General features: G+C 70.0%; 19 protein-coding genes. 8 read left to right on the plus strand and 11 right to left on the minus strand.

Annotated elements, in window-relative coordinates; genetic code table 11:
• Positions 1-74 precede the first annotated feature (74 nt).
• Both ACZ6YV_RS24205 and rfbH read right to left on the minus strand, forming a co-directional pair.
• On the minus strand, positions 75-1,301 hold the full coding sequence (locus ACZ6YV_RS24205) for a ketosynthase chain-length factor (RefSeq protein ID WP_465511778.1): 1,227 nt from the start codon (positions 1,299-1,301) through the stop codon (positions 75-77).
• 34 nt (positions 1,302-1,335) lie between these two features.
• Complete coding sequence (gene rfbH, locus ACZ6YV_RS24210; protein ID WP_465511779.1) at positions 1,336-2,637, minus strand: lipopolysaccharide biosynthesis protein RfbH; 1,302 nt, start codon at positions 2,635-2,637, stop codon at positions 1,336-1,338.
• 151 nt (positions 2,638-2,788) lie between these two features.
• Here rfbH and ACZ6YV_RS24215 point away from each other — a divergent pair, with 151 nt between their 5' ends.
• The 5 genes from ACZ6YV_RS24215 (at position 2,789) to ACZ6YV_RS24235 (ending at position 8,045) form a co-directional block, all read left to right on the plus strand.
• Positions 2,789-3,877: a glucose-1-phosphate thymidylyltransferase gene (locus ACZ6YV_RS24215; RefSeq protein WP_465511780.1), complete on the plus strand. Its 1,089-nt coding sequence runs from the start codon at positions 2,789-2,791 to the stop codon at positions 3,875-3,877.
• The gene (locus ACZ6YV_RS24220) at positions 3,874-5,244 is read left to right on the plus strand and encodes an NDP-hexose 2,3-dehydratase family protein (protein ID WP_465511781.1); all 1,371 of its coding nucleotides are present in this window, start codon (positions 3,874-3,876) and stop codon (positions 5,242-5,244) included. Before ACZ6YV_RS24215 ends, ACZ6YV_RS24220 begins: the two co-directional genes overlap by 4 nt.
• Before the next feature lie 11 nt (positions 5,245-5,255).
• Positions 5,256-5,654 (plus strand): PPOX class F420-dependent oxidoreductase, encoded by a 399-nt coding sequence (locus tag ACZ6YV_RS24225; protein WP_465511782.1) that lies wholly within the window; start codon positions 5,256-5,258, stop codon positions 5,652-5,654.
• Positions 5,651-6,736, plus strand: a complete 1,086-nt coding sequence (gene dapC, locus ACZ6YV_RS24230) for a succinyldiaminopimelate transaminase (protein WP_465511783.1) — start codon at positions 5,651-5,653, stop codon at positions 6,734-6,736. The genes ACZ6YV_RS24225 and dapC overlap by 4 nt, the downstream gene beginning before the upstream one ends.
• Before the next feature lie 64 nt (positions 6,737-6,800).
• Complete coding sequence (locus tag ACZ6YV_RS24235; RefSeq protein WP_465511784.1) at positions 6,801-8,045, plus strand: MFS transporter; 1,245 nt, start codon at positions 6,801-6,803, stop codon at positions 8,043-8,045.
• A 53-nt stretch (positions 8,046-8,098) separates the two neighbouring features.
• On the opposite strand, the gene ACZ6YV_RS24240 is transcribed toward ACZ6YV_RS24235, so the two are convergent.
• The 5 genes from ACZ6YV_RS24240 to ACZ6YV_RS24260 form a co-directional block, all read right to left on the minus strand.
• The gene (locus ACZ6YV_RS24240; RefSeq protein WP_465511785.1) at positions 8,099-8,752 is read right to left on the minus strand and encodes a LuxR C-terminal-related transcriptional regulator; all 654 of its coding nucleotides are present in this window, start codon (positions 8,750-8,752) and stop codon (positions 8,099-8,101) included.
• A 604-nt stretch (positions 8,753-9,356) separates the two neighbouring features.
• Positions 9,357-9,989, minus strand: a complete 633-nt coding sequence (locus ACZ6YV_RS24245) for a LuxR C-terminal-related transcriptional regulator (protein WP_465511786.1) — start codon at positions 9,987-9,989, stop codon at positions 9,357-9,359.
• A gap of 18 nt (positions 9,990-10,007) precedes the next feature.
• Positions 10,008-11,846, minus strand: a complete 1,839-nt coding sequence (asnB, locus tag ACZ6YV_RS24250; protein WP_465511787.1) for an asparagine synthase (glutamine-hydrolyzing) — start codon at positions 11,844-11,846, stop codon at positions 10,008-10,010.
• Between the two features lie 28 nt (positions 11,847-11,874).
• The gene (locus ACZ6YV_RS24255; protein ID WP_378237382.1) at positions 11,875-12,135 is read right to left on the minus strand and encodes an acyl carrier protein; all 261 of its coding nucleotides are present in this window, start codon (positions 12,133-12,135) and stop codon (positions 11,875-11,877) included.
• 73 nt (positions 12,136-12,208) lie between these two features.
• Complete coding sequence (locus ACZ6YV_RS24260; protein ID WP_465511788.1) at positions 12,209-14,131, minus strand: GTP-binding protein; 1,923 nt, start codon at positions 14,129-14,131, stop codon at positions 12,209-12,211.
• A gap of 216 nt (positions 14,132-14,347) precedes the next feature.
• On the opposite strand from ACZ6YV_RS24260, the gene ACZ6YV_RS24265 reads away from it, so the two are divergent.
• The 3 genes from ACZ6YV_RS24265 (at position 14,348) to ACZ6YV_RS24275 (ending at position 18,745) form a co-directional block, all read left to right on the plus strand.
• Positions 14,348-15,550 (plus strand): nucleotide disphospho-sugar-binding domain-containing protein, encoded by a 1,203-nt coding sequence (locus tag ACZ6YV_RS24265; protein ID WP_465511789.1) that lies wholly within the window; start codon positions 14,348-14,350, stop codon positions 15,548-15,550.
• Between the two features lie 14 nt (positions 15,551-15,564).
• A complete protein-coding gene (locus ACZ6YV_RS24270) occupies positions 15,565-17,202 on the plus strand; it encodes an NAD(P)/FAD-dependent oxidoreductase (protein WP_465511790.1) in 1,638 nt (545 codons plus the stop codon).
• Positions 17,203-17,287: 85 nt separating this feature from the next.
• The gene (locus ACZ6YV_RS24275; RefSeq protein ID WP_465511791.1) at positions 17,288-18,745 is read left to right on the plus strand and encodes an FAD-dependent monooxygenase; all 1,458 of its coding nucleotides are present in this window, start codon (positions 17,288-17,290) and stop codon (positions 18,743-18,745) included.
• Between the two features lie 102 nt (positions 18,746-18,847).
• Here ACZ6YV_RS24275 and ACZ6YV_RS24280 read toward each other — a convergent pair whose 3' ends face one another.
• The 4 genes from ACZ6YV_RS24280 to ACZ6YV_RS24295 all read right to left on the minus strand — a co-directional run bounded on the left by ACZ6YV_RS24280 (position 18,848) and on the right by ACZ6YV_RS24295 (position 23,321).
• Positions 18,848-20,350 carry an MDR family MFS transporter gene (locus ACZ6YV_RS24280; protein WP_465511792.1) on the minus strand — a complete coding sequence of 501 codons (1,503 nt, stop codon included), beginning with the start codon at positions 20,348-20,350 and terminating at the stop codon, positions 18,848-18,850.
• 78 nt (positions 20,351-20,428) lie between these two features.
• Entirely contained in the window at positions 20,429-20,995 is a 567-nt protein-coding gene (locus tag ACZ6YV_RS24285) for a TetR/AcrR family transcriptional regulator (RefSeq protein WP_465511793.1), read from the minus strand.
• A 70-nt stretch (positions 20,996-21,065) separates the two neighbouring features.
• Entirely contained in the window at positions 21,066-21,620 is a 555-nt protein-coding gene (locus ACZ6YV_RS24290; RefSeq protein ID WP_465511794.1) for a flavin reductase family protein, read from the minus strand.
• Positions 21,621-21,860: 240 nt separating this feature from the next.
• Positions 21,861-23,321, minus strand: a complete 1,461-nt coding sequence (locus ACZ6YV_RS24295; RefSeq protein WP_465511795.1) for an FAD-dependent monooxygenase — start codon at positions 23,319-23,321, stop codon at positions 21,861-21,863.
• Between the last annotated feature and the right edge of the window lie 4 nt (positions 23,322-23,325).

Consider the following 23,325-nt stretch of genomic DNA (forward strand, 5'->3'; position numbering starts at 1 on the left):
ACTCGCGTGATCAGGAACGGATCTCGCGTGATCAGAGACGTAACTCGCCCGAACACGTCCTGTTCTCCGGACGGTCAGGCGGTGACGATCAGCGCGCTGTTGAAGCCGCCGTGCCCGCGGGCGAGCACCAGGGCCGTTCGCAGCGAGGCCTCCCGAGGCTGGTCCAGCACCAGGTCCAGCTCCGCGGTGTACGAAGACTGTCCGATGTGGATGGTCGGGGGGATCGCCGAGTCACGCAGTGACAGCAACGCCGCCGCGACGTCGAGTGGCGCGCCGCCTGCCGAAAGCCGTCCGGTCATCGTCTTCGGCGCGGTCACCGGGACACCGCGGGCGCCGAACACGGCGGCGAGGACGGCGGCCTCTTCGGCGTCCTGGGCGGGGACGCCGCTCGCGTCCGCGAACACGACGTCGACGTCCGACGCGGTGAGCCGGGCGTCGTCGAGGGCCAGTTCGATCGCGCGTCGCAGGGCAGGCGGGCGGCCGGAACCGGGTCGCGGATCGAACGTCGAGGCGTGGCCCGCGATGGCGCCGTACCGGTGTTCGGCACCGCGTTCCGCCGCCTGCGCCGGATCCTCCAGCACCAGCAGTGCCCCGCCTTCGCCGGGGACGCTGCCCGAAGCCGCCGCGTCGAACGGCAGGAACGCCCGCGCCGGATCCGGTTCCGGGCTCATCGTCCCGCTGCGGGTCAAGCACAGCCACGACCACGGGCACAGCGAGCCGTCGACCCCGCCGGACAGCATCACCGGGGTGCCGGAGCGGACGTTGCGCCGCGCCTTCGCGAGCGCGTCCAGGCCACCCGCCTGCTCGGCGACCAGTGCGGAGCCGGGCCCGCGCATCCCGTGCCGGATGGAGATCTGCCCGGTGTTCACCGGATAGAACCAGGCGAACGACTGGTACGCGCTGACGTGGGAGCCGCCCTTGCTCCACAACGCTTCCAGCTCGCGCTGGCCGAATTCGAAGCCGCCTGCCGAGGCCGCGGTGACCACACCGCAGGCGAACTCCGGCATGCCCGCCGGACTCACCCCGGAGTCGGCCAGCGCCTCCTCGGCGGCCACCAGCGCGAGCCTGGTCATGTGGTCGGTCTGGGGCAGGAGGCGGCTCGGCAGGTGGTCCTTGGGCTCGAAGTTCACCTCGCCCGCCACATGCGCCCGATAGCCCGACGTGTCGAACCGGCTCACCGGGGCCAGGCCACTGCGGCCGGCGAGGGTCGCCGCCCAAAACTCCTTCACCCCCCAGCCGTTCGGCGCGACCACGCCGATTCCGGTCACCACAACGGGGTCACGTTCGTCCTCACCCGGCACCGGGGGCGTCCTTTCTCTCGTCCTGCACGGAAGTTCAGTGGTTCTTGACGAAGTCCCAGAGGGACTCGGCGAGGTAGGCGACCATCTCCGGGGTGAGGACCGGGTGCACGCCCACCCAGAAGGTCCGTTCGGTGACGATGTCCGAAGTGGACAGATCGCCGACCACCCGGTGCGGCTTGTCTTCGTACGCCGGGTGCCGGGTCAGGTTCCCGGCGAAGAACTGGCGCGTGCCGATCCGGCGGGAATCGAGGAACCGCACCAGTTCGAGCCTGCTGAAGGGCGCGTCGGGCTGCACGGTGATCGCGAAGCCGAACCAGCTCGGATCGCTGTCCGGCGTCGGGCTCGGCAGGAGCAGGTTCGGGATGTCTTCGAGCGCGTCACGCAGCAGACGCCAGTTGTGCCGCCGCGCCTCGGCGAACGCGGGCAGCTTCGGGAGCTGGGTCAGCCCGAGCGCGGCCTGGAGATCGGTCGACTTCAGGTTGTACCCCACGTGCGAGTAGGTGTACTTGTGGTCGTAGCCGAGCGGCAGGGTGCCGAGCTGGTAGGTGAACCGCTTGTGGCAAGTGTCGTCCTCGCCGGGCAGGCACCAGCAATCCCGCCCCCAGTCCCGCATCGACTCCACCACGCGGCCCAGTACCAGGTTGTCGGTGGCCACGCCGCCGCCTTCGCCGGTGGTGATGTGGTGCGCGGGGTAGAAGCTGACCGTGGCCAGATCGCCGAAGGTGCCGGTGGCCTTGCCTCGGTAGGTCGAACCGAAAGCGTCGCAGTTGTCCTCGATGAGGAAGAGGTCGTTGTCTTCGGCGATCTTGGCGATTTCCTCGGCGGCGAAAGGGTTTCCGAGGGCGTGCGCGAGCATGATCGCCTTGGTGCGCGGGCCGATGGCTTCGGCGATCCGCTCCGGGGTGGGGTTGTAGGTCCCGAGTTCGGTGTCGACGAACACCGGGACGAGCCCGTTCTGCAGGATCGGGTTCACCGTGGTGGGGAACCCGGCCGCGGCGGTGATCACCTCGTCGCCGGGCCGCAGGGCGCGGTCGCCCAGCCTCGGCGACGTCAGCGTCGACAGCGCGAGCAGGTTCGCCGAGGAACCGGAGTTCGTCAGATAAGCCTTGCGTCGCCCCATGGATCGCGCGAACTGACGCTCGAATCTCGTGGCGATGGCGCCGGAGGTGATCCGCAGATCCAGCGCCGCGGCCACCAGCGCGACCCGGTCCTCCTCGTCCAGCACCGCACCCGCCGGATTGATCGGGGTGACCCCCGGCACGAACTTCGCGGCTTGGCGTTGTTCGGTGTGGTAGCTGCGGACCTGATCGAGGATCTGACGGCCTAGCTCGCTCATGCCATGCCCTTTCTCGCTCCGGGTGCGGGCTTCCCGGCAGACGATGCGGCGCCGGGTTCGAGCGTGGATCCAGCCGCCGCGCTCCATCCGCGCTCGACGCGGCGGGCCGAGCATTCATCGTGTCCTGAGCCGAATTCTGAGGAGTGGCGCCATGAAAGCACTCGTGCTGGCCGGCGGAACCGGAAGCCGCCTGCACCCGCTGACCTTCTCCCTGCCCAAACAGCTGATCCCGGTGGCGGGACGGCCGGTGCTCGAACTCTGCCTGGAGAACGTCCGCGAGCTGGGGGTGCGCGAGGTCGGCCTGATCGTCGGCGAGCACGCCGGCCAGATCGCCGACGTGCTCGGCGACGGGTCGCGGTTCGGCCTGCGGATCACCTACCTCCACCAGGATCGCCCGGCGGGGCTCGCGCACTGCGTGCTGCTGGCGAGCGATTTCCTCGGTGACGACGACTTCGTGATGTACCTGGGCGACAACGTGCTCGTCGGTGACGTCACGGCGGCCGCCGAACGGTTCCGCGCCGAGCGCCCCGCGGCCCGGCTGATGGTGGCGAAGGTGAGCCAGCCCAGCTGTTACGGCGTCGCCGAACTCGACGCCGACGACGCGGTGCTTTCGGTGGCGGAGAAGGCCGAGAAGCCGCCGAGTGATCTGGCCATCATCGGGGTCTACTTCTTCACCGGCGCGATCATCGAGGCGGCGCGCAGGATCGAGCCCAGCGCGCGGGGAGAACTCGAGATCACCGACGCGATCGCGGCGCTGATCGACGAGGGGCTGCCGGTGGTGGCGAGCCGGTTCTCCGGGATGTGGAAGGACACCGGCACCGTCGAGGAACTGCTGGAGTGCAACCGTTCCCTGCTTTCGGAGCTGCCGAGCCGGGTCGACGGCGAGGTCGACGCCGAGAGCGTGCTGCGTGGGACGGTGGTCGTCGAGGCGGGCGCCAGCGTGGTGCGGTCCACGATCCAGGGGCCCGCCCTCATCGGGGCCGGAAGCCAGGTCACCGACAGCCGGATCGGCCCATCGGTGTCGATCGGCGAGGACTGCGTCCTGACCGGGGCGGGCGTGACGGACTCGATCGTCATGGCGGGCGCGACCGTCCGAGGGCTTGCCGAGGTGACCGGCTCGCTGATCGGCCGGGAGTCCGAATTGGACAGTGATCTGGACAGTACTTCGGCTCCGTCGACACATCGGCTGCTGCTCGCCGACCGGTCCCGGCTCGGCCTCACCGCGGGACCGGCTCGATGACCGCGATCCGGAGCGAGACGATCGCCGAGCGGTTCACGCGGTCGGCCGAAGCCACCGACAGCCTGGTCTCGCCGAACGCCGACTTCGCGGCCTGGTTCGCGGCCCGGTCGGCCGCGCACTCCTACACCGTCGAGCGGGTGCCGCTGACGGAACTGCCCGGCTGGGGGTTCGAGCCGGGGACCGGCGACCTGCGGCACACCAGCGGCCGGTTCTTCGGGTTCACCGGCGTGCGGGTGCGGACCGGCCGCGGCGACTGGGAACAGCCGATCATCGACCAGCCGGAGATCGGCATCCTCGGCCTGGTGACCCGGGATTTCGCCGGGATACCGCATTTTCTCGTGCAGGCGAAGATGGAACCGGGGAACACCAACCTCGTCCAGCTCTCGACGACGGTGCAGGCGACGCGCGGCAACTACCTGCGCGCTCATCAGGGACTGCCCACCCCGCATCTGGAGCACTTCCTGCCACCGCGGCCCGGCCGGGCGCTCGTGGACCGGATCCAGGCCGAGCATTCGCAGTGGTTCCTCGGCACGCACAACCGGAACATGGTGGTCGAAACCGGACAGGACGTGCCGATCGGACCCGATCACCGGTGGCTCACCCTCGGGCAGCTCTGGGACCTTCTCGGCCACGACAACCTGCTCAACTCCGAGACCCGCACGGTGCTTTCGTGCGTTCCCGTCGCCCCTCCGCAGGCGGACACCGGTGACCCGTATCGGGACGCACTGCGGCGTTCGCTGGCCGGTCCCGGCCTCGACGACGACCTGCTGAGCTGGTTCAACGACGGCAAGGGGGCGCTGGAGCCGGTCGCGAGGACGTGCGGGCTGGCCGAGGTCGGCGGCTGGCGGCTGTCGGGCGGCCGCATCGGGCACGAGAGCGGCCGCCATTTCGAGATCGTGGGGGTCCGGGTCGAGGCGCCGACGCGTGAGGTGACCCGGTGGAGCCAGCCGCTGATCGAGCCTGTCACGCCCGGGCTGTACGGCTTGCTGGTCCAGCGCTTCGACGGCGTGCTGCGGGTTTTGATGCACGCCCGCGCCGACGCCGGTTCCGCCCGGTTCACCGAATTCGGGCCCACCGTCCAGTGCTGCGACACCGGTGACCGGCCGGTGCCCTTCCGCGCCGAGGTCGCCGCCGAACCGGGACCGGGCACCGTCCGGCACGACTCGCTGCAGTCCGAGAAGGGCGGCCGGTTCCTGAACGCGGTCAACCGTTACCGCGTCGTCGAACTGCCCGCGGACCGGCCGGTGCCCGCCCCCGACGGCTACCGCTGGCTGAGCCTGCGCCAGGCACTCGACCTGATGGCCCAGCCGGATCAGGTCAACATCCAGGCCCGAACCCTGCTCACCGCGCTGCTGAGCACCTGGTGAAAGGAGAAACGATGTCGTTCACCCCGGCCGAAACGGCCTATCTCGCCGCACAGACCTTCGCCCGGCTGGCGACCGTCGGGCCGGACGGCCCGCACGTCGTCCCCGTCGGGTTTCACCACGATCCCGAACTCGGCACCATCGACATCACCGGCCGGGACCTCGCGGCGAGCCGCAAGTTCCGTGACGTACTGCGGGAACCGAGGGTCGCGCTGGTCGTCGACGACGTCCCGCCGGGTTCCCCGCCGTCGCCGCGGGGCCTGGAGATCCGCGGCACGGCGGAGGCGCTGGGCACCGGGGACGACGCGCTGATCCGCGTCCGGCCCCGCCGGGTCGCGGCCTGGGGGATCGACGCCCACTGGAGCGAAGGCGTCCGAAGCCGCGACCTCACCACGAAGGAGCACAGCGCGTGATCGGCGAACTGCCCGCTTTCCCCTGGTCGGCCTTGATGCCCTTGCGCGCGCTCGCGGCGGGTCATCCCGGCGGCATCGTCAACCTCGCGCTCGGCACCCCTGTCGACCCGTCCCCGGACGTGGCGCGCGCCGCGCTGGTGGCGGCGTCCGACGCGCCGGGGCACCCGGCGACCGAAGGCACGCCCGAATTCCGGGAGGCGGCCACCCGCTACCTCAAGCGGCGGCTCGGCGCGGAGGTCGCCGAGACGGCCGTGCTGCCCGCCGTCGGCACCAAGGAACTGATCGCCTGGCTGCCGGCCGCGCTCGGCCTCGGCGCCGGCGACACGGTGGCCTACCCGCGGTTGTCCTTCCCCACCTACGACGTCAGCGCCCGGCTCGCCGGGGCGACGCCGCTGGCGGTGGACCTGACCGCGGGGCCGCCCGTGTCCGCGCCGAAACTGCTCTGGCTGAACTCGCCGTCCAATCCGGACGGCCGGATCCTCACCGCGGCGGAACTTCGCGAATACGTCGAATGGGGCAGAAAGCACGGCGTGCTCGTGGTCAACGACGAGTGCTACATCGAGCACGGGTGGACCGCGGAGCCGGTTTCGATCCTGCATCCCGACGTCAGCGGACCCGGCCACGAGGGCGTGCTCGCTGTCCATTCGCTGTCCAAACGGTCGAACATGGCCGGGTACCGCGCCGGTTTCGTGGCGGGTGACGAACGGCTGGTGCGCACGCTGCTCGAGGTGCGACGGCACGCGGGCCTGATCGTGCCCGCGCCGATCGCCGCGGCGATGACAGCCGCGCTGAACGACGACGACCATGTGGCCGAACAGCGGCTCCGCTACCTCCGCCGCCGGTCACTGCTGCTGGAAGCCTTGCTCGGCCGGGGTTTCCGGGTCGACGGCTCGGCGGGATCGCTGTTCCTGTGGGCGACCGAGGGCAGGCCGTGCTGGGACACCACGCGGGACCTGGCCGAGCTGGGCATCCTGGTGGCGCCGGGGGAGATCTACGGCCCGGCGGGGGAGAAGCACGTCCGGCTGGCGCTCACCGCCACCGACGAACGGATCGAGACGGCGGTGACCCGGTTGCGGCGGTGATCTCCCGCGTGCGGCGACGATGTTACGATTTTGGCTTCGCTGAGCCGAAATCCGGAGGCACCGAATGCTGCGTGGGCTGCTGCCCGGGACGAGACCGCTGCGCACCTCCAGGGATTTCCGCCTGCTCTGGCTGTCCGGTTTCGTGACGTCGTTCGGGACCGTGCTCACCCTGCTGGCGATCCCGGTGCAGATCAAGGAGCTCACCGGCTCCCCGCTCGCCGTCGGCCTGATGGGCACGGTCGAGCTGGTGCCGATGATCGTCTTCGGGCTCTACGGCGGCGCCCTCGCCGACGCGATCGACCGCCGTCTGATGGTGCTGTTCACCGAAATCGCCCTCGGCCTGCTTTCGGTCGGCCTGCTGCTGAACGTCCTGCTGGACCGGCCGCTGCTCTGGCCGCTCTACGTCGCCGTCGGCGCCGCGGCGGCGGTGGGCGGGCTGCAGGGCCCGGCGATGACCGCGATCGTGCCCCGGCTGGTGCCGCCCGAGCAGATGACCGAGGCGCTGGCGCTCAACTCGTTGCGCGCCAACACCTCGGCGATCGGCGGTACCGCCGTGGCGGGCGTGCTGATCTCCGTACTCGGCCTGCGGGCGGCCTATCTGATCGACATTGTCACCTTCGCGCTGTCCGCGCTGCTGATCTTCTGGGTCCGGCCGCAGCCGGTGGGCAAGCACGCGACGCCGCCCTCGCTGCGCGCGATGGCCGAAGGGGTCCGTTACGCGCTCAGCCGTCCCCTGCTGGTCGGCAGCTACCTCGTGGACCTGGTGGCCACGGCGCTCGCGCTGCCGTTCGCGTTGTTCGCCTTCCTGGCCGCCGACATCGGCGCGCCGTGGGTGCTGGGCCTGATGTTCTCCGCGACCGCGGTCGGCGGCCTCGTCGCGGCGGCGACCAGCGGCTGGTCGTCACGGATCCGGCGGCACGGCATCGCGATGCTCGTCGCGGCGGCCGCCTGGGGCGTGGCGATGATCGGCGTCGGGCTGAGCCCGTGGTGGTGGCTGACCCTGGTGATGCTCGCGTTCGGTGGCGCGACCAACTTCGTCGCCGATCTCTTCCGGGGCACGCTGTGGAACCACGTCGTCCCGGACCGGTTGCGCGGCCGCCTCGCCGGCATCGAGATGCTGGTGGGCTCCGCCGGGCCGCAACTGGGCGACCTGCGGGCGGGCCTGTTCGGCAGCCTGTTCGGGATCCGCCGCGCGGTCTGGACCGGCGGGCTGGCCTGTGTGGCGGGCATCGGCCTGGTCGCGACGGGCGCGCGTTCGCTCGTCCGGTACGAGTACCGGCCGGAGGAGTCGACGGCGTCGGTGAACTGACCACGGGCGGAGAGGCCCGAGGGGCGGGCGGCGATCCACCCCCCGGGCGCGGCTCAGGCGGGGACGGGCAGCATGCCCGCGGCCCGTGCCTTGTTCACCGCGTCGATCCGCGAGACCGCGCTCAGCTTCACGAAGATGTTGCGGAGGTGGCGTTTCACCGTGCCGATGGTGATGAGGAGCCGGCTCGCGATCTCGGCGTTGCTCAGCGCCTCGGCGACCAGCAGGATGATCTCCCGCTCCCGGCTCGAAAGTCCCAGCTCACGGGGGCGCACGATGGACGCGATCCCGACCCGTGAGGTCACGATGAACACCAGTTCGTGGTCTCCGCTCACGCCGCGGACCACGGAGACCAGATGCTCTCCCGAAACGTCTTTCGGGAGGTACGCGCTGACGCCGGAGCCGAGGAAGGCTTCCGCGGAGCCGGGCTGTTCGCCCTGGCTGAGCACCACCACGCGGTAGCCGGGGCGCTGGCGGAACAGCCGCGCGAGACCCGCCGCCGGTGTCCGGTTCGGCGCCGCCTCCTCCATTCCGTACAGCACGACGTCGACAGGCTGGCGGTGCAGCACTTCGATCGCCTGGTCCACGCTGCCCACGGCGGCGCAGACGGCGAAGTTCTCCTCGGCGGCGAGGAAGGATTGCAGACCCATCCGGAAGACGGGGTTCGGCTCGACGACCAGGATCCTCGTGGCGTTGTTTGCGTACGGCAAAACATCTCCTTCCGGTCAGGAACGAACACGCGGAGTCACTGTCGTGCCTGTCGGAAGGAATTCTTTCGGTGACGAAGCATTTCGCGCCGTACACCTTTTGTTCTGGTTGTTCGAAACCGGATCAACCATTCTCGGAAAATGGTGTGATCGCAATTTGTAACCCCCAAGCAATACCTTCGTCCCCAGGAACACAACTCCCCGTGTACGCGTTTCTATCGAGCGCCTCGGGGGGCTCGTAGCTGAGGTTAACGACTCGCCGAAGGCTTGGAATCGTCCATTGAGGTGACCCGTCGGGGCGTCATCGGTAATCGTTCACAAGTGGACAAAGAGGACGAGTATCGCTATTTGGTCGCCGTATTCCGGGTAGTAAATGACTGAGTAATGTAGTCTTTACCCGGCGGTCCGGACGCTGGGATTCATCCTTTTGCCCGACGATTAATCGCGAATGTGATCCGGAGTCGAACGAGTGCCGAGAGTGATAGTCGAATGGGGTTTCGGCTGTTCTTCGTCCTACTTCGGCGAATGGTCTATCGGCGTCGCAAAGTATAGCACGCGAATTATCCTTGTCGATCGCCCCGGATTCCGCTAAAGGGGGCCGGGCGCGTCATCGCTCCGGGGGCGGGATCAGTACCGAGCGGCGGACGGCGTCCATCCGCGAGGCCGCGCCCAGTTTGGCGACGATGTTGTGCACATGCCGTTTGACGGTGCCGTCGCTCAGCTGCAGCGTCCTGGCGATCTGCCGGTTGGTCAGCGAGCGGGCCATGAGCCGGACGACCTCCTGCTCCCGCAGGGAGAGCACGGTGCGTTCGCTGGTGAGCAGGGCGGGGAGCGCCGCCTGGGGTGCCGAGACGAAGATCCATTCGTCGTTCTGCCCGATCTCGCGGATCACCGAGACCAGATGGTCGTCGGTGACCTCCCTCGGCAGCCTGCCGCGCACCCCCGGCCGCAGCAGCAGCTGGGCCGCGGCGGCGCGGGAGTGCCTGCCGACCAGCAGCAACACCTGCTGGTCGGCGCGGGCCTCCAGGATGCGGTCCAGACCGGCTTCGAGGTCGGCGCCCGGGTCGTCGTCACCCAGCAGCACGAGATCCGGCAGCTCCCGCATGATCAGCGGCGCGGCGGACGGCGCGTCGGCGGCCGAGCCGACCACCCGGAGGCCGGCGGCGCCGAGCACGGACCTCAGCCCGCCGCGGAAGACGGGGTTGCTCTCGACGATCAGGACGCGCGGACCGGTTCTCATCGGGCCTCCCGTGCCGTATCAGAGATCGAGCCGGATCCGGTAGCGGTCCAGCCAGGAGTTGAGCCACAGTGCCATCTCCAGGCCGCCGCGGTCATAGGACCGGCTCTGCTCCCGCAGGGGCTTGGCCAGCAGCGCGCGCACCCGTTCGCGGTCGAGCAGCGGCCGTACGGGCGCGTCCGGATCGGCGTCCACCCGGGCCAGTTCCGCCCGGAGCGCCTTCTCGTAGCCGGTGTCCAGCGTCGCCGGATACGGCGTCTTGGGCCGCTCCAGCACCGAACGCGGCAGGAGGTCGGCGACGGCGGCGCGCAACAGGCTCTTTTCCCTGCCGTCGAACGACTTCCACGCCCAAGGCACGCCGAAGACGTACTGCACGAGCCGATGGTCGCAGAACGGGACGCGGACTTCGAGACCCGCGGCCATGCTCATCCGGTCCTTGCGGTCCAGCAGGGTCTGCACGAACCGGGTCAGGTTGAGGTAGGAGAGTTCCCGCATCCGCCGTTGCGTCCCGCTTTCCCCGGCGAGCCGCGGGACTTCGGCGAGCGCGTCGCGATAGGCGCTTTCCCGGCGCGAGGGCAGGTCGAGTTTGGCGACCAGGCCGCGGTCCAGCAGCGACGTCCCCCCGAAGTACCGCGCCGAACCCGACGTGAGCCAGGGGAAGGTGTCGGCGCCGATCGCGTTCGGGTTGTGGAACCACCGGTAGCCGCCGAACAGTTCGTCGGCGGACTCCCCGGACAGCGCCACCGTCGCGTGCTCCCTGATCGCGCGGGAGAGCAGGTACAGCGAGGGCCACATGTCGCCCCAGTACGCCGGCGGGAGGTCGACAGCCCCCAGTACGGCGGCCCGGACGGCGGGGTCGGTCAGCCCGGCGCTGTCGAGGAGTACCTCGTGGTGGTCCGAACCGACGTGCGCGGCGACCTCTCGCGCGAACGGCGCGTCGGCCCCGCCCCGGACCGCGTCCGGGGTGAACACCGTGGCGGCGTCGGCGAAGTCGACCGAGAACGAGCGGATCCGCCCGGGGCTGTGGCGCGCGGCGAGCGCGGTGATCGCCGAGGAATCCAGCCCGCCGGACAGGAGGGTGCACAGCGGCACGTCGGACACCAGCTGCGCCCGGACGGCATCGGAGAGCAGTTCGCGCACGGTGGAGATCGTGGTGTCGAGGTCGTCCGTGTGCTCCTCGGCCCGCAGCGCCCAGTACCGCCGCTGGACCGTGCCGGAGGTGCTCACCCGGAGCGTATGGCCCGGCCGGAGTTCCGCCAGCGCCGAAAACACGGCGTGGCCGGGGGTCTTGACCATGTCCAGCGCTTCGGACAGCCCGTCGGCGTCGACGGTCCGCCGCACCGCCGGATGGGCGAGGACGGCCTTGGGCTCCGAACCGAACAGCACCCCGTCGGCGGTCCGGTGGTAGTACAGCGGTTTGACGCCCATCCGGTCGCGGACCAGCAGCAACTCGCGGCTCCGGTGATCCCACACCGCGAAGGCGAACATCCCGTCGAGCCGGTCCGCCAGGTCCTCGCCCCAGCGCAGATAGGCCTGGAGGACGACCTCGGTGTCGCCGCTGGTGCGGAACCGGTGGCCGTGGGCCGCCAGTTCCGTGCGGAGCGCGGCGAAGTTGTACACCTCGCCGCAGAAGGTGATCGTCGCCAGCGGCCGCCCGTCGCCGTACGCCGTCATCGGCTGCTTGCTCCCCACCGGGTCGAGCACCGCGAGCCGCCGGTGGCCGAGCGCCACCGGACCGTCGACGAACAGGCCTTCGTCGTCCGGCCCGCGGCAGGCCATGGTGGCGGTCATGGCCGCCAGCACGTCCCGGTGGCCCGCGAGATCCCGGTCGAAACTCGCCCAGCCGGCGATTCCGCACATGTCGTTCCTTTCGGTGGCGCGGACGGGGTCAGCTGGCCTCTCGGAGGCGTTCGTTGATCTCCGTGAGCAGCACCCGCGGCGTCTTCGCGCTGGCGACGATGTCGTCGCCGACGGTGATGCCGTAGTCGCGTTCGATGCGGTTCACCGTGTTGAACATGGCGAGCGAGTCGTAGCCGAGCGCCTCGAAGTCGACGTCCAGGATGTCCCCGGTGTAGTCGACGGTCTCGTCTTCGCCCGCGCTCTCGCTCAGCAGGACGAGCAGTTTGTCGAGGCTCAGGATGGTGCCCATGGGTTCTCCTCGGGGAGGGGTTGTCCGGCCAGGCCAGACAACCCCTTTCCCTTTGAGGGCCCTTGGAGCAGTTTCAGAGCGCGGCAGGGGCGGGCAGCCGGTCCGGCGGCGGGCCCTGCACCGGCCGGTAGCCGGTGACCTCCGTCGAGAGCAGTCCTTCGCCGTGCGACAACCCCGGCAACTGCTGGTCGAACCGGTGTACCTCACCGGTCGGCAGGGTGCCGCCGAGTTCGGCCCTCGTGCCGCGGATGCTGGACTCGGTCACCAGCCCGCCGAACTCGACCAGCCGGGAGAGCGTCGCGCTCACCGCGTCGGCGGGCAGTTCGATCTCGAACCGGCTGACCGGCTCCAGCACTTCTGTCCCGGCCTGTCGCAGCGCTTCGCCGAGCGCGAGCGGGGTGACCCGGCGGAAGTCGCCCGCGGCGCTGATCGGGCTGAAGTACCCGGTGCGGGTCACCGTCACCGCGCAGTCGACGACCTCCCAGCCGTGCAGGCCGCGCAGCAGCGCCGTTTCGACCGTTTCCCCGATCGCCTTGTGGAACGCCAGCGGCAGTGAGCCGAGCTCGACGTCCAGCCCGAAGGTCAGGCCCGAGCCCGGCGAGCCCGGCCCGACCCGCAACCCGAGCGTGGCGAAGAACGGGTTGCGCCCGTCGCCGATCTCCCACACCGATTCGCCGACGCCGGTAGGCCGCTCGACACAGACCGTCTGCGTCCCGGTGAACTCGACGGCCAGGCCGCGTTGTTCGGCGAGGGTCTCCCGGATGACCTCCTTCTGCACCTCGCCGTAGAGCCGCACCGTGATCCGCCGCGTCTCGTCGTCCTGCGCGACGGTGATCAACGGGTCCAGCTCGGCCAGTTCCCGCAGGCCGGCGAACAGCGCGGGGGTGTCCGACGGATCGACCGGCCGCACCACGGTCTCCAGGCTGGGCGGCGGGAAGTGCGCGGACTCCGTCCTGCCGTCGGCGGCGCCGATCCGGTCGCCGATCCGGATCTCCTTGAGCCCGCTGACCTTCGCGATCCGCCCGGCCCCGGCGGAGGACTCGACGGTGTCCACCCCGCGGTCGAAGACGCGGACCGCCGTGACCTTCCCGTCGAATTCGAGCAAGCCGCCGGGACCCGGCCGATGGAACCGGACATTTTCCCGCGCGCACAATTCACCGGAGAAGACCCGGACATAAGCGATCTTTTCCCCCGCGTTGCCGCGTTCGATCTTGAACACGTTCGCCCGCAGTTCGCCGTCGGAGGCGGCTTTCCCGGCTCCGCCGAGGAATTCGCGGATTCCCGCGGTCACTTCGGCGACTCCGTCCCCGGTACGGGCCGAACCGAAGAACACCGGGGAGACGAGGCCGCGGCGGGCCTGCCGGACCAGTTCCGCCCGATAGTCCTTCGCTGTCAACGCGTCCTCGTCTTCGAGGTAGGCGGTGAGGAAGGTGTCGCTGTGCTCGGCGAGCACTTCGGCGAGACCCGGTGACGGCGTGAGCTGTCTCGGCGCGCTGCGCGCCTCGACGGTTCCCAAACCGTCCACTTCGGACATCGCGACACAAGTCAGGCCGAGGCGGTCGGTCAGGTCGGCGAGCAGGCTCTCGTACCGGGCGCCGCCCCGATCGATCTTGTTCACGAAGACCAGGACGGGAATGCGCAGGCGTGCCACGGCGCGCATCAGCACCCTGGTCTGTGCCTGCACCCCTTCCACCGCGGAGACGACGAGGACGACACCGTCCAGGACGCGCAGGGCGCGCTCGACCTCGGCGATGAAATCCGGGTGGCCGGGGGTGTCGATCAGGTTGACGTGGACGTCGTCCAGTTCGAACGACACGACGGCCGAACGGATGGTGATGCCGCGGCGGCGTTCCATCTCCATCGAATCGGTCTGCGTGTCACCGCTGTCGACCCGGCCGATCCTGTCGATGACGCCCGCTTGATGGAGCAACCGCTCCGTGAGGCTGGTCTTACCGGCGTCGACGTGGGCGAGGATCCCGATGTTGACGTGCTGCATGGATGAATGGCTCCAGTGCTGTCGAAAGGTCCATACGACTGGGGGACTCGACAGCGCACCTCACACCATTCTCCTTTCGACGGAACATCGTTCGATTCGCGATCTTACCAGCAGAACAGCCCGGACAGGTGCCCTTCACTCGCCGTGCGCTCGAAGTCCTGTCGAAGCCGGCTTCCTAGCGTCCGAAGCCGAACCCGACTCCGGAAGGTAGACGCGATGCGAATTCTCTTTGTTGCCGCGGCAGGGGCGCACGTCCCGTGGATCGTCCCGCTGAGCTGGGCCTGCCAGCTGGCGGGACACGAGGTGCGGGTCGCCGTCCGCCCGCTCGGTGTCCAGGCGCTGTCGAACGCCGGGCTGGCGGTGGTGCCGCTCGGTGACGAGAAGGCCATCCAGGAGGCCCAGAACCGGCACGCGGGCCTGGCGTACAAGGGCAGCCCGCGCACCCTCAAGGGCAACTGGGTCACCCAGCCGGACCTGCTCGACCCCGAACTGCGGGTCGACATGGCCAGCCGGATCCTCGCCGCGGCCGAAGGACAGGCGGCCGACGCCGTCGAGTTCGCGCGGTCCTGGAAGCCGGATCTGGTGGTGCACGATTCGGCGGCGACCGTCGGCCTGGTGGCCGCGGCGGCGGCCGGTGTCCCGGCGATCGGGCACACCTTCGGCTTCGCGTTCGGGTTCGACTACCGCGCGCCCGAGCTGACGGCGGTCTACGAACGGTTGTTCACCCCGCACGGTCTCCAGCCGGTCTTCGACGAGGCGTACATCGACCCGTGCCTGCCCAGCCTCCGCGACCCGCACCGGATCCCGTGGGCGCCGATGCGCCTGGTGTCCTACAACGGGCCGCTGGTCGAGCCGGACTGGCTCGTCCGCCGGGACGACCGGCCGCGCGTCGTGGTCACCCCCGGCCTCACCACCACGTTGCTGGACAAGCTGATCGGCCGGATCGTCGACGGCGTCGGCGGGCTCGGCGCGGAGGTGATCGTCGCGGTCGACCGCGCCTCGCGAGCGGGTATCGCCGCGCGCGAGAACGTGCGGATCGTGGAGAACTTCCCGTTCAGCCTGCTGCTGCCGACCGCCGACGCGGTCGTCCACCACAGCGGCGTCGGCACCGGGATGAACACCGCGTCGAACGGCGTCCCGCAGGTCGTCATGCCGCAGAGCGCGGTCCAGGACTTCTGGGCCGAGAAGATCGTCGGCACCGGCGCGGGGATCTCCGTCCCCGACCCGGACACCGCCCCCGCCGACGCGATCGCCGACGCCGTCGGCGCGGTGCTCACGAAGCCCGAGTACCGCGACAGCGCGCAGGCCCTGAAGCGGGAGAACGAGGCGCAGCCCGCCCCCGGGCAGCTGGTCGGGCTGCTCGAAGAGTTCGCGCGCGGGGCCGACGCCTGCAACAGCCCGCTGGTCACCACGGCGTGAGCGAAGGGAACGAGATGACCGACTCCACCGAACGCCACGAGTCCACCGAACGCCACGATGTCATCGTCATCGGCACCGGCCTGTCGGGGACGATGCTGTCGTCGATTTTGGCGCGCAAGGGTTTCTCGGTGCTGATGCTGGACGGCACCCAGCACCCGCGGTTCGCCGTCGGCGAGTCGACGATCGGGCAGACGCTGAGCGTGCTGAAGCTGATCGCCGCCCGCTACGACGTGCCGGAGATCGCCGACCTGGCGAGTTTCAAGACCGTCCAGTCCCGGATCAGCAGCTCGCACGGGGTGAAGAGCAACTTCGGGTTCGCCCTGCACAGGGACGGCGAGGAGCCGGATCCGCGCGAGACCAACATGTTCCGCATCCCGTCGATGATGGGGCAGGCGGCGCACTTCTTCCGCCAGGACACCGACGCGTACATGCTGCACACCGCGATCCGCTACGGCTGCCAGGCCCGGCAGAACTACCGCGTGGACCGCATCGACCTCGGCGAGGACGAGGTCGTCGTGCACGGGGTGGACGGCACCAGCCACCGCGGCCGCTACCTGGTCGACGCCAGCGGGTTCCGCTCGCCGCTCGCCACCCAGCTGAACCTGCGGGAGCGGCCGAGCAGGCTCAAGCACCACGCCCGTTCGCTCTTCACGCACATGATCGGCGTCCAGCCCGCCGACGACCACCTCGGGTTCGGCCCGGCGGACCAGCCGCCGGTCCCGTTCAACGAGGGCACCATGCACCACATGTTCGAGCGGGGCTGGATGTGGGTCATCCCGTTCGACAACCACCCCGGCGCGACGAATCCCTTGTGCAGTGTGGGAATCCAGCTCGACCCGCGCCGCTACCCCGCCCGCCCCGACCTGACCGCGGAGGAGGAATTCTGGTCGCATGTCGACCGTTTCCCCGCTGTCAAACGACAGCTGGCCGGGGCGCGGACGGTGCGCGAATGGGTGCGCACCGACCGGATGCAGTACTCGTCGACGAAGACGGTGGGGCACCGCTGGTGCCTGATGTCGCACGCCGCGGGGTTCATCGACCCGCTCTTCTCCCGCGGTCTTTCGAACACCAGCGAGGTCATCAACGCGCTGGCGTGGCGGCTGATCGAAGCCCTGACCGAGGACGACTTCTCGGCTGACAGGTTCGAGTACGTCGAGAAGCTCGAACAGGGCCTTCTCGACTACAACGACCGTCTCGTCAACGGGGCCTTCGTCGCTTTCGAGCACTACGACCTGTGGAACTCGCTGTTCCGGGTCTGGGCGGCGGGCAGTGTGCTCGGCGGCAAGCACGTGCTGAACGCGTTGCGCGAGGCGCGGACCGTCGGCTCCGACGCGCCGTTGCGCGCGTTGGACGACACGAAGTACCCCGGGCTGTGGTGCCCGACGGACTTCTACTCCGAGCTGTACGAGGACGTCGTCGGCGCGTGTGAACGGGTGGACGCCGGTTCCCTCGCCGCGGACGAGGCGGCGGAGATGCTCGCCGCGAAGGTCCGCGCCGCGGACTGGATGCTGCCGCCGCTCGGCTTCGACCGGCCCGAGATCCGGTTCATCGACCCGACCGACGAGCGGATGGCGTCGATCGGGGACTGGGCGGCCGCGCATCCGCGGCCGGAGATCCGCGAGCTGCTCGCGTCCGCGGTCCCGACGCACTGACCCCGTCACCCCCGGCCGGTCGCCGGTCCTGCCAGGGACCGGCGACCGGCCTTTCGCTTTCCCTTGGACACGAAGGAGAATCCGCATGACAGACACCCAGGTGGTGGTCGCGGGCTGCGGCCCCGTCGGCGCCTTCCTCGCCGCCGAACTCCGGCTGGCGGGTGCCTCGGTGGTGGTACTCGAACGGCTCGCCGAACCGGATCCGCATTCGCGCGCTTTCCGGCTGCAGACCCGGACGCTGGAACTGCTCGACCACCGCGGTCTCCTCGGCCGCTTCGAGGCCACGGCGATCAAGATCCCGAAAACGCATTTCGCCGCCATCCGCCCGCCGCTGCTCGACCTCGACAAGCTCGACAGCGAGCATCCGTTCACCCTCGGCATCCCGCAGGCGCGGACCGAGGCCCACCTCGAAGCCCACGCCCGCGGCCTAGGCGTCGAGATCCGGCGCGGGCACGAGATCACCGGCGTCGACCAGGACGACGAGGGCGTGCGGATCTCCGTGCGCGGCCCGGACGGCGAGTACGAACTCACCGCCGGATACCTGGTCGGCTGCGACGGCGGGCGCAGCACCGTCCGGAAACTCGCCGGCATCGGCTTCCCCGGTCGCGCGGGCCAGGTCTCCGCGTTGCTCGGCGACGTCACGCTCGACGCGCCGGACGAGTTCCCGTCCGGGATCCCCGGCACGCTGCGCACCCCGCACGGGCTGGTGATGGCCGTCGGCATGCCCGGCGAAGGCATCCGGGTGTTCACCTGCGAGTTCGACCGTGAGGTGCCCGGCAGGGACGTGCCGGTGACGCTGGAGGAACTGCGGGCCGCGGTGCGCCGGGTGAGCGGTCGCGACATCGGGATGAGCGAGCCGACGTGGCTGGCGCGGTTTACCGATGCCTCCCGGCTGGCGGACTCCTACCGGAAGGGCCGGGTGTTCCTCGCGGGCGACGCGGCGCACGTCCACTTCCCGATCGGCGCGCAGGGGCTCAACCTCGGCCTGCAGGACGCCATGAACCTCGGCTGGAAGCTGGGGGCGCGGCTGGGCGGCCGGGCGGGGGAGGAACTGCTGGACACCTACGACCGGGAGCGGCGTCCCGCCGCGGAGCGCGTCATCCTGGAGACCAGGGCGCAGCTCGCGCTGATGGACCCGGCCGAGACCATCGACCCGGTGCGGGAACTGTTCCGCGAACTGCTCGCGATCGACGAGGTGAACCTGCACCTTTCGCGGCTGCTCACCGGTCTCGACGCGCGGTACCCGGCGCCGGAGGGCGCGCATCCGCTGGTGGGCGCGCTGGTTCCGCCGATCGAGCTGGACGGCGGGGTCCGCGTGGCCGAACTGCTGCGCGCGGCGAAACCGCTGCTGCTCGACCTGACCGGGCGGTTCCCGCTGCCGCCGGGCTGGGCGGGCCGCGTCGAGCGGGTCGAGCACAAGGCCGCCGGGGGAACCGGGCCCGGCGCGATCCTGATCCGCCCGGACGGGTACGTGGCCTGGGCGGCCGAGGACGGCGACCAGGGCCTCGCCGAGGCGCTGAGGACCTGGTTCGGCACTTCCTGAGCGACGAAGAAGGCCGCCTTGCCGGTGGGGGATCCGGCAAGGCGGCCTTTTCATCGGTGTCCTCTGTGGACTGTACACACAGGACGGACACGGGTTCCGGGCTCAGACGTCGATCTCGACGTCCTCGTCGACCTTGATGTTCTTCAGCAGGGCGCTGAGCAGGAGGCCGGCGGCGACCACCGGGACGGTCCAGAGGAAGACCTCCGAGATCGCGTCCGCGTAGGCCTGGTGCACCAGGGCCTGGGTTTCGGGCGCCAGCGAGCCGACCGACTCCGCCGAGGCGGTCTCCTGGGTCAGCCCGGCCGTCGTCAGCCGCGACCCGAGCCAGCCGGAGAACAGCGCGGCCATCACGGCGAACCCGACCGCGCCGCCGATCCGCTGGGAGAACGTCCCGGCCGCGATCGCGGCCCCCATGTCGGCCTCGGGCGCGGTCACCTGGATCGCCACCAGCAGCGGCTGCATGCACAGCCCGATCGCGATCCCGAACAGCGCCATGTACGCCATCAGCAGGAACTGGCTGGTGTCCGGCGTCATGCTGGAGAACAGCAGGAGCGAAACGATCCCGAGCGCGGTACCGAGCACCGGGGCCCACTTGTACCGCCGCCACTTGGTGATCAGGTTGCCGCTGACCGTCGAAACCACCATGAGGGCGAGGATGTTCGGCAGTTGCAGCAACGCGGTGTTCGTCGCGGTGCGCCCCATGGCCAGCTGCACGAAGAGCGGCACGAAGGCCGGGACGACGGTGGCCCAGGTGTGCACGAAGACGTTGGCCAGGCAGGCGAGCGTGACCGACGAGACCTTGAACATCCGCGGCGGCATGATCGGCTCCGGCGCCGTGAGCTGCCTCGCCACGAACAGCACCAGTAGCACCGCGGACGCGCCGATGAGCAGCAGGATGGTGGAGGAGCCCCAGGCGTATTCGCCGCCGCCCCACGAGGTGACCAGGGTGATCGCCGCGACCAGGCCCGCCAGCAGGACGAAGCCGAGGAAGTCGATCGGCCGGTCGGACCGCTTGGGCGGGAGCTTCAGCGTGCGGAAGATCGCCACCAGCGCGATCAGGCCGAGCGGCAGGTTGATGTAGAAGATCCAGCGCCACGACAGCGCGTCGGTGAGCAGGCCGCCCAGCAGCGGTCCGGCGATCGCGCCGACGCCGAGCACACTGCCGAACATGCCCATGTACTTGCCGCGTTCGGCGGGCGGGACGACCTCCGCGATCACGGTGATCGTCAGCACCGTCAGCCCGCCGGCCCCGATCCCTTGCAGGGCACGGAAAGCCACCAACTGGAACATGGTCTGCGCCAGCCCGCTGAGCGCGGAGCCGACGAGGAAGGTGGTCAGCGCGAACAGGTACAGCCGTCGCGTGCCGAACATGTCGGAAAGCTTGCCGTACAAGGGAGTGGTGATCCCCGCGACGATCACGTAGGTGTTGAAGAGCCAGGAAAGGTAAGGCAGTCCGTCGAGTTCGCCGACGATCTTCGGCGCGGCCGTCGACACGATCGTCAGGTCCAGCGCGCTGAGCGTCATGCACACCATGATCGAGATGACGATGACGCGCAGCTGGCCGCGCTGGAGCCTGCCCGTCTGCGCTTCTTGTTCTGTGGCCATTTCGGTGCCTTCCGGTGGATGAGGGCAGGATCGGGCGCCGGCCCTCCCCCGGGAAAGGGCCGGAAAGTGCGGTGGAGCTCAGAGACCGCGTTCGAGCAGGTCCAGTGCTTCGTCGACGAGGTCTTCGACGGTCTTGTCCGAAACCGACCACGAGGCCCTCGCCGCGCAGTGCATCGCGCCGAACACCGAGGTCACGAGCAGGCTCGGGTAGATCGGATGCGGGGAGGCGTCACCCAGTCGTTCGGTGACGGCGTCGATCAGGGCCGGGAAGATCTCTTCTTCGTCTTCGGGTTGAGCCAGCGTGAGTAGTTCGGGATGTCGTTGCCAGAGCTCGAGTTCCTCCGGCGACGGCGCGTACGAATCGGCGATCTGCTTCGCCACGCCCCGCAGCGACCGCAGCGGCGTTTCGTCCGCGGGCTGGGCGTTGAACAGGTCCAGGAGTTCCTGCGCCGTCCAGTTGCTGTCCGGCGTCAACGCTTCGTCCTTGCTGGAGAAGTAGTTGAAGAACGTGCGCGGGGCGATGTCGGCCGCCGTGCTGATGGCGTCGACGGTCACCTCGCCGGGACTGCTCGCCAGGGCGAGCCGGACGGCGGCCATCTTGATCTCGTGCCGTTTCCGGGCGCGATGACGTTCCCTGCGGGACATGGATTGCAGAGTATGCCAACTTTGCACGGTCTGCAAGTTAGAGTAGGTGAGCTTCCCGTACCGCCAGTGCTCAGCCTTCGGTGGCATGGGTGAGCGCCACCGCCATCGTGTCCTCGTCGGCGGGCCACGTGCCGTAGCGACGGCGCCAGTACATGAGCGGGCTCCGCGCTTCGTGCGCCGCGCCGTGCGTGAGCGCGCCCAGCACCACGACGTGGTCCCCGGCGTCCACGGTCCGGACGACCTGGCATTCGGCGTGCGCGACCGTGTCCCACGGCAGCCACGGGAGCCCCGATCGCGGACTGGCTTCCCAAGGCACGGATGCGAACCTGTCGCTCGTACGGGAGGCGAAGAGCGCGGAGGTGTCCTCGCGGTTGTCGCGGAGGAAGTTGACCACGAAGCCGCCGCGTTCGACCAGCGCGGCGAGCACGGAACTGGCGCGGTGCAGGCAGACCAGCAGCAGCGGCGGGTCCTGCGAGACACTGCACGCGGCGCTGCACGTGACACCGACGGGCTCGCCGCCACCGTCCAAAGTGGTCACCACGGTGACGCCGGAGGGGAACGCGCTCATGATCGACCGGAACGTCTCCGGATCGACCACCTGGTGGGGGAGTGGGGTTTCCGTCATACCGCTCACGGTGCCGACCGCCCTTCGAGGACGGCTGGTGCCCGCCGGGAGCCGGGCCGGGGCGGGCCGGGGGTGAGGCGGCGGTGAGTGGTGGGTCCAGGTGGTCGTGAGTGGTAAGTGTCGTTCTAACGACACAAAACACTCACGACCAACCCGACCACCGCCTCACCGCCGCTCCGCCTCACCGCAGCCCTGTCTCACCGCCGCCCTACCCTGCAGCCCAGCCCTACAGCCGCCGCCCTACAGCGGCGGCCCGAACCAGGTGCGCAGCGCGAGGTCCAGGCCCGCTTCGTCCGCGTCCGGATCGCCCGCCCAGCAGACGTAGCCGTCCGGCCGCACGAGCATCGCGGGCCCCTCGAACTCCCCTTCGACGGCCGTCACCCGGTCCTTCCACCGTTCCGCGGACGCGCCGGCCAGCACGCCGAGGCCGTCGTGGAAGTACCCGCTGAGCCGTTGGACGCCGTCGGGGGTCAGCACGTCCAGGTCGGGCATGCGCGCGCCGGTGAGGGGGTGCTCGCCGGGCAGGTCGTACCGGACGTCGAGCGCGGAGCCGAGACCGGTGAAGTGGCGGTTCACCTGGTCGATGCGCAGGAGATCGGTGAACGTCTCCCGGACGGCGTCCAGCCGGGGGTCGGGGTCGAACAGCGCGCACTGCGTCCGGGTGTTGCGCAACACCGTCTGCCCCACCGGATGCCGCTCGGTGTGATAGGTGTCGAGCAGTTCGGCGGTGCCCCACCCGTTCACCGCCGCCGCGAGTTTCCAGCCGAGGTTCATCGCGTCCTGCAGCCCCATGTTCAGCCCCGGCCCGCCGGACGGGAAGTGCACGTGGGCCGCGTCGCCCGCGAGCAGCACCCGGCCTTCCCGGTATCGCTCGGCCTGGCGGGAGACGTCGGTCAGGCGCGTGAGCCACTGGATCCCGGTCAGGCCGCAGTCGTGCCCGACGAGTTCGGTGATCGCCTCGCGCATCTCCGTCTCGGTGACCGGCAGGCCGCGGTCCGGCCAGACGTGGTCGTAGCGGAACACCATGGCGCGGTAGATCCCCGGCTCGAACAGCGGCACCGCCGAGAACCACGCCCGCAGGTCGCGCCGGATGACACCGTACGGGCGCAACGGCCCCATACCCTCGCCCTTGGGCAGTTCGCCCGAGAACTCGGCGTCCGCCATGAGCACGGCGAGCCCCGGTTCCTGGCCGGGGAAAGGGATCCCGGCCAGTTTGCGGGTCCGGCTGCGGCCGCCGTCGCAGCCGACGACGTAGCCCGCCCGCACCCGGTATTCGCCGTCCGGCCCGGTGATGGTGGCCGTGACGCCGTCTTCGTCCTGCGCCAGCGCGGTGAGTTCGTGCCCCCGGCGGATTTCGGTGCCGAGCTCTTCGGCGCGCGCGGTGAGCAGGCGTTCCGTGTCGACCTGTTTCTGGTACAGGCCATAGGGATGCCGGGTCTCCAGGGCCTGGTAGTTCAACCCGACCGGGAGGCTCGCGAAGTGCCCGCCCGAGAGCAGCGGCGCGCCGTCGAGGAACCGGTCGTGGATACCGCGCAGTTCGAGGAGTTCGATGCTGCGGGCATGGATGCCCAGCGCCTTCGAGAACGCGTAAGGCTCTTCCAGCCGCTCGACGACCAGCGGGCGGACCCCGGCCAGCCGCAGTTCGGCGGCGAGCATCATTCCGGTCGGCCCGCCGCCGACCACCAGGACGTCGTAGTCCACTTCA

Source organism: Amycolatopsis sp. NPDC102522 (assembly GCF_055584485.1).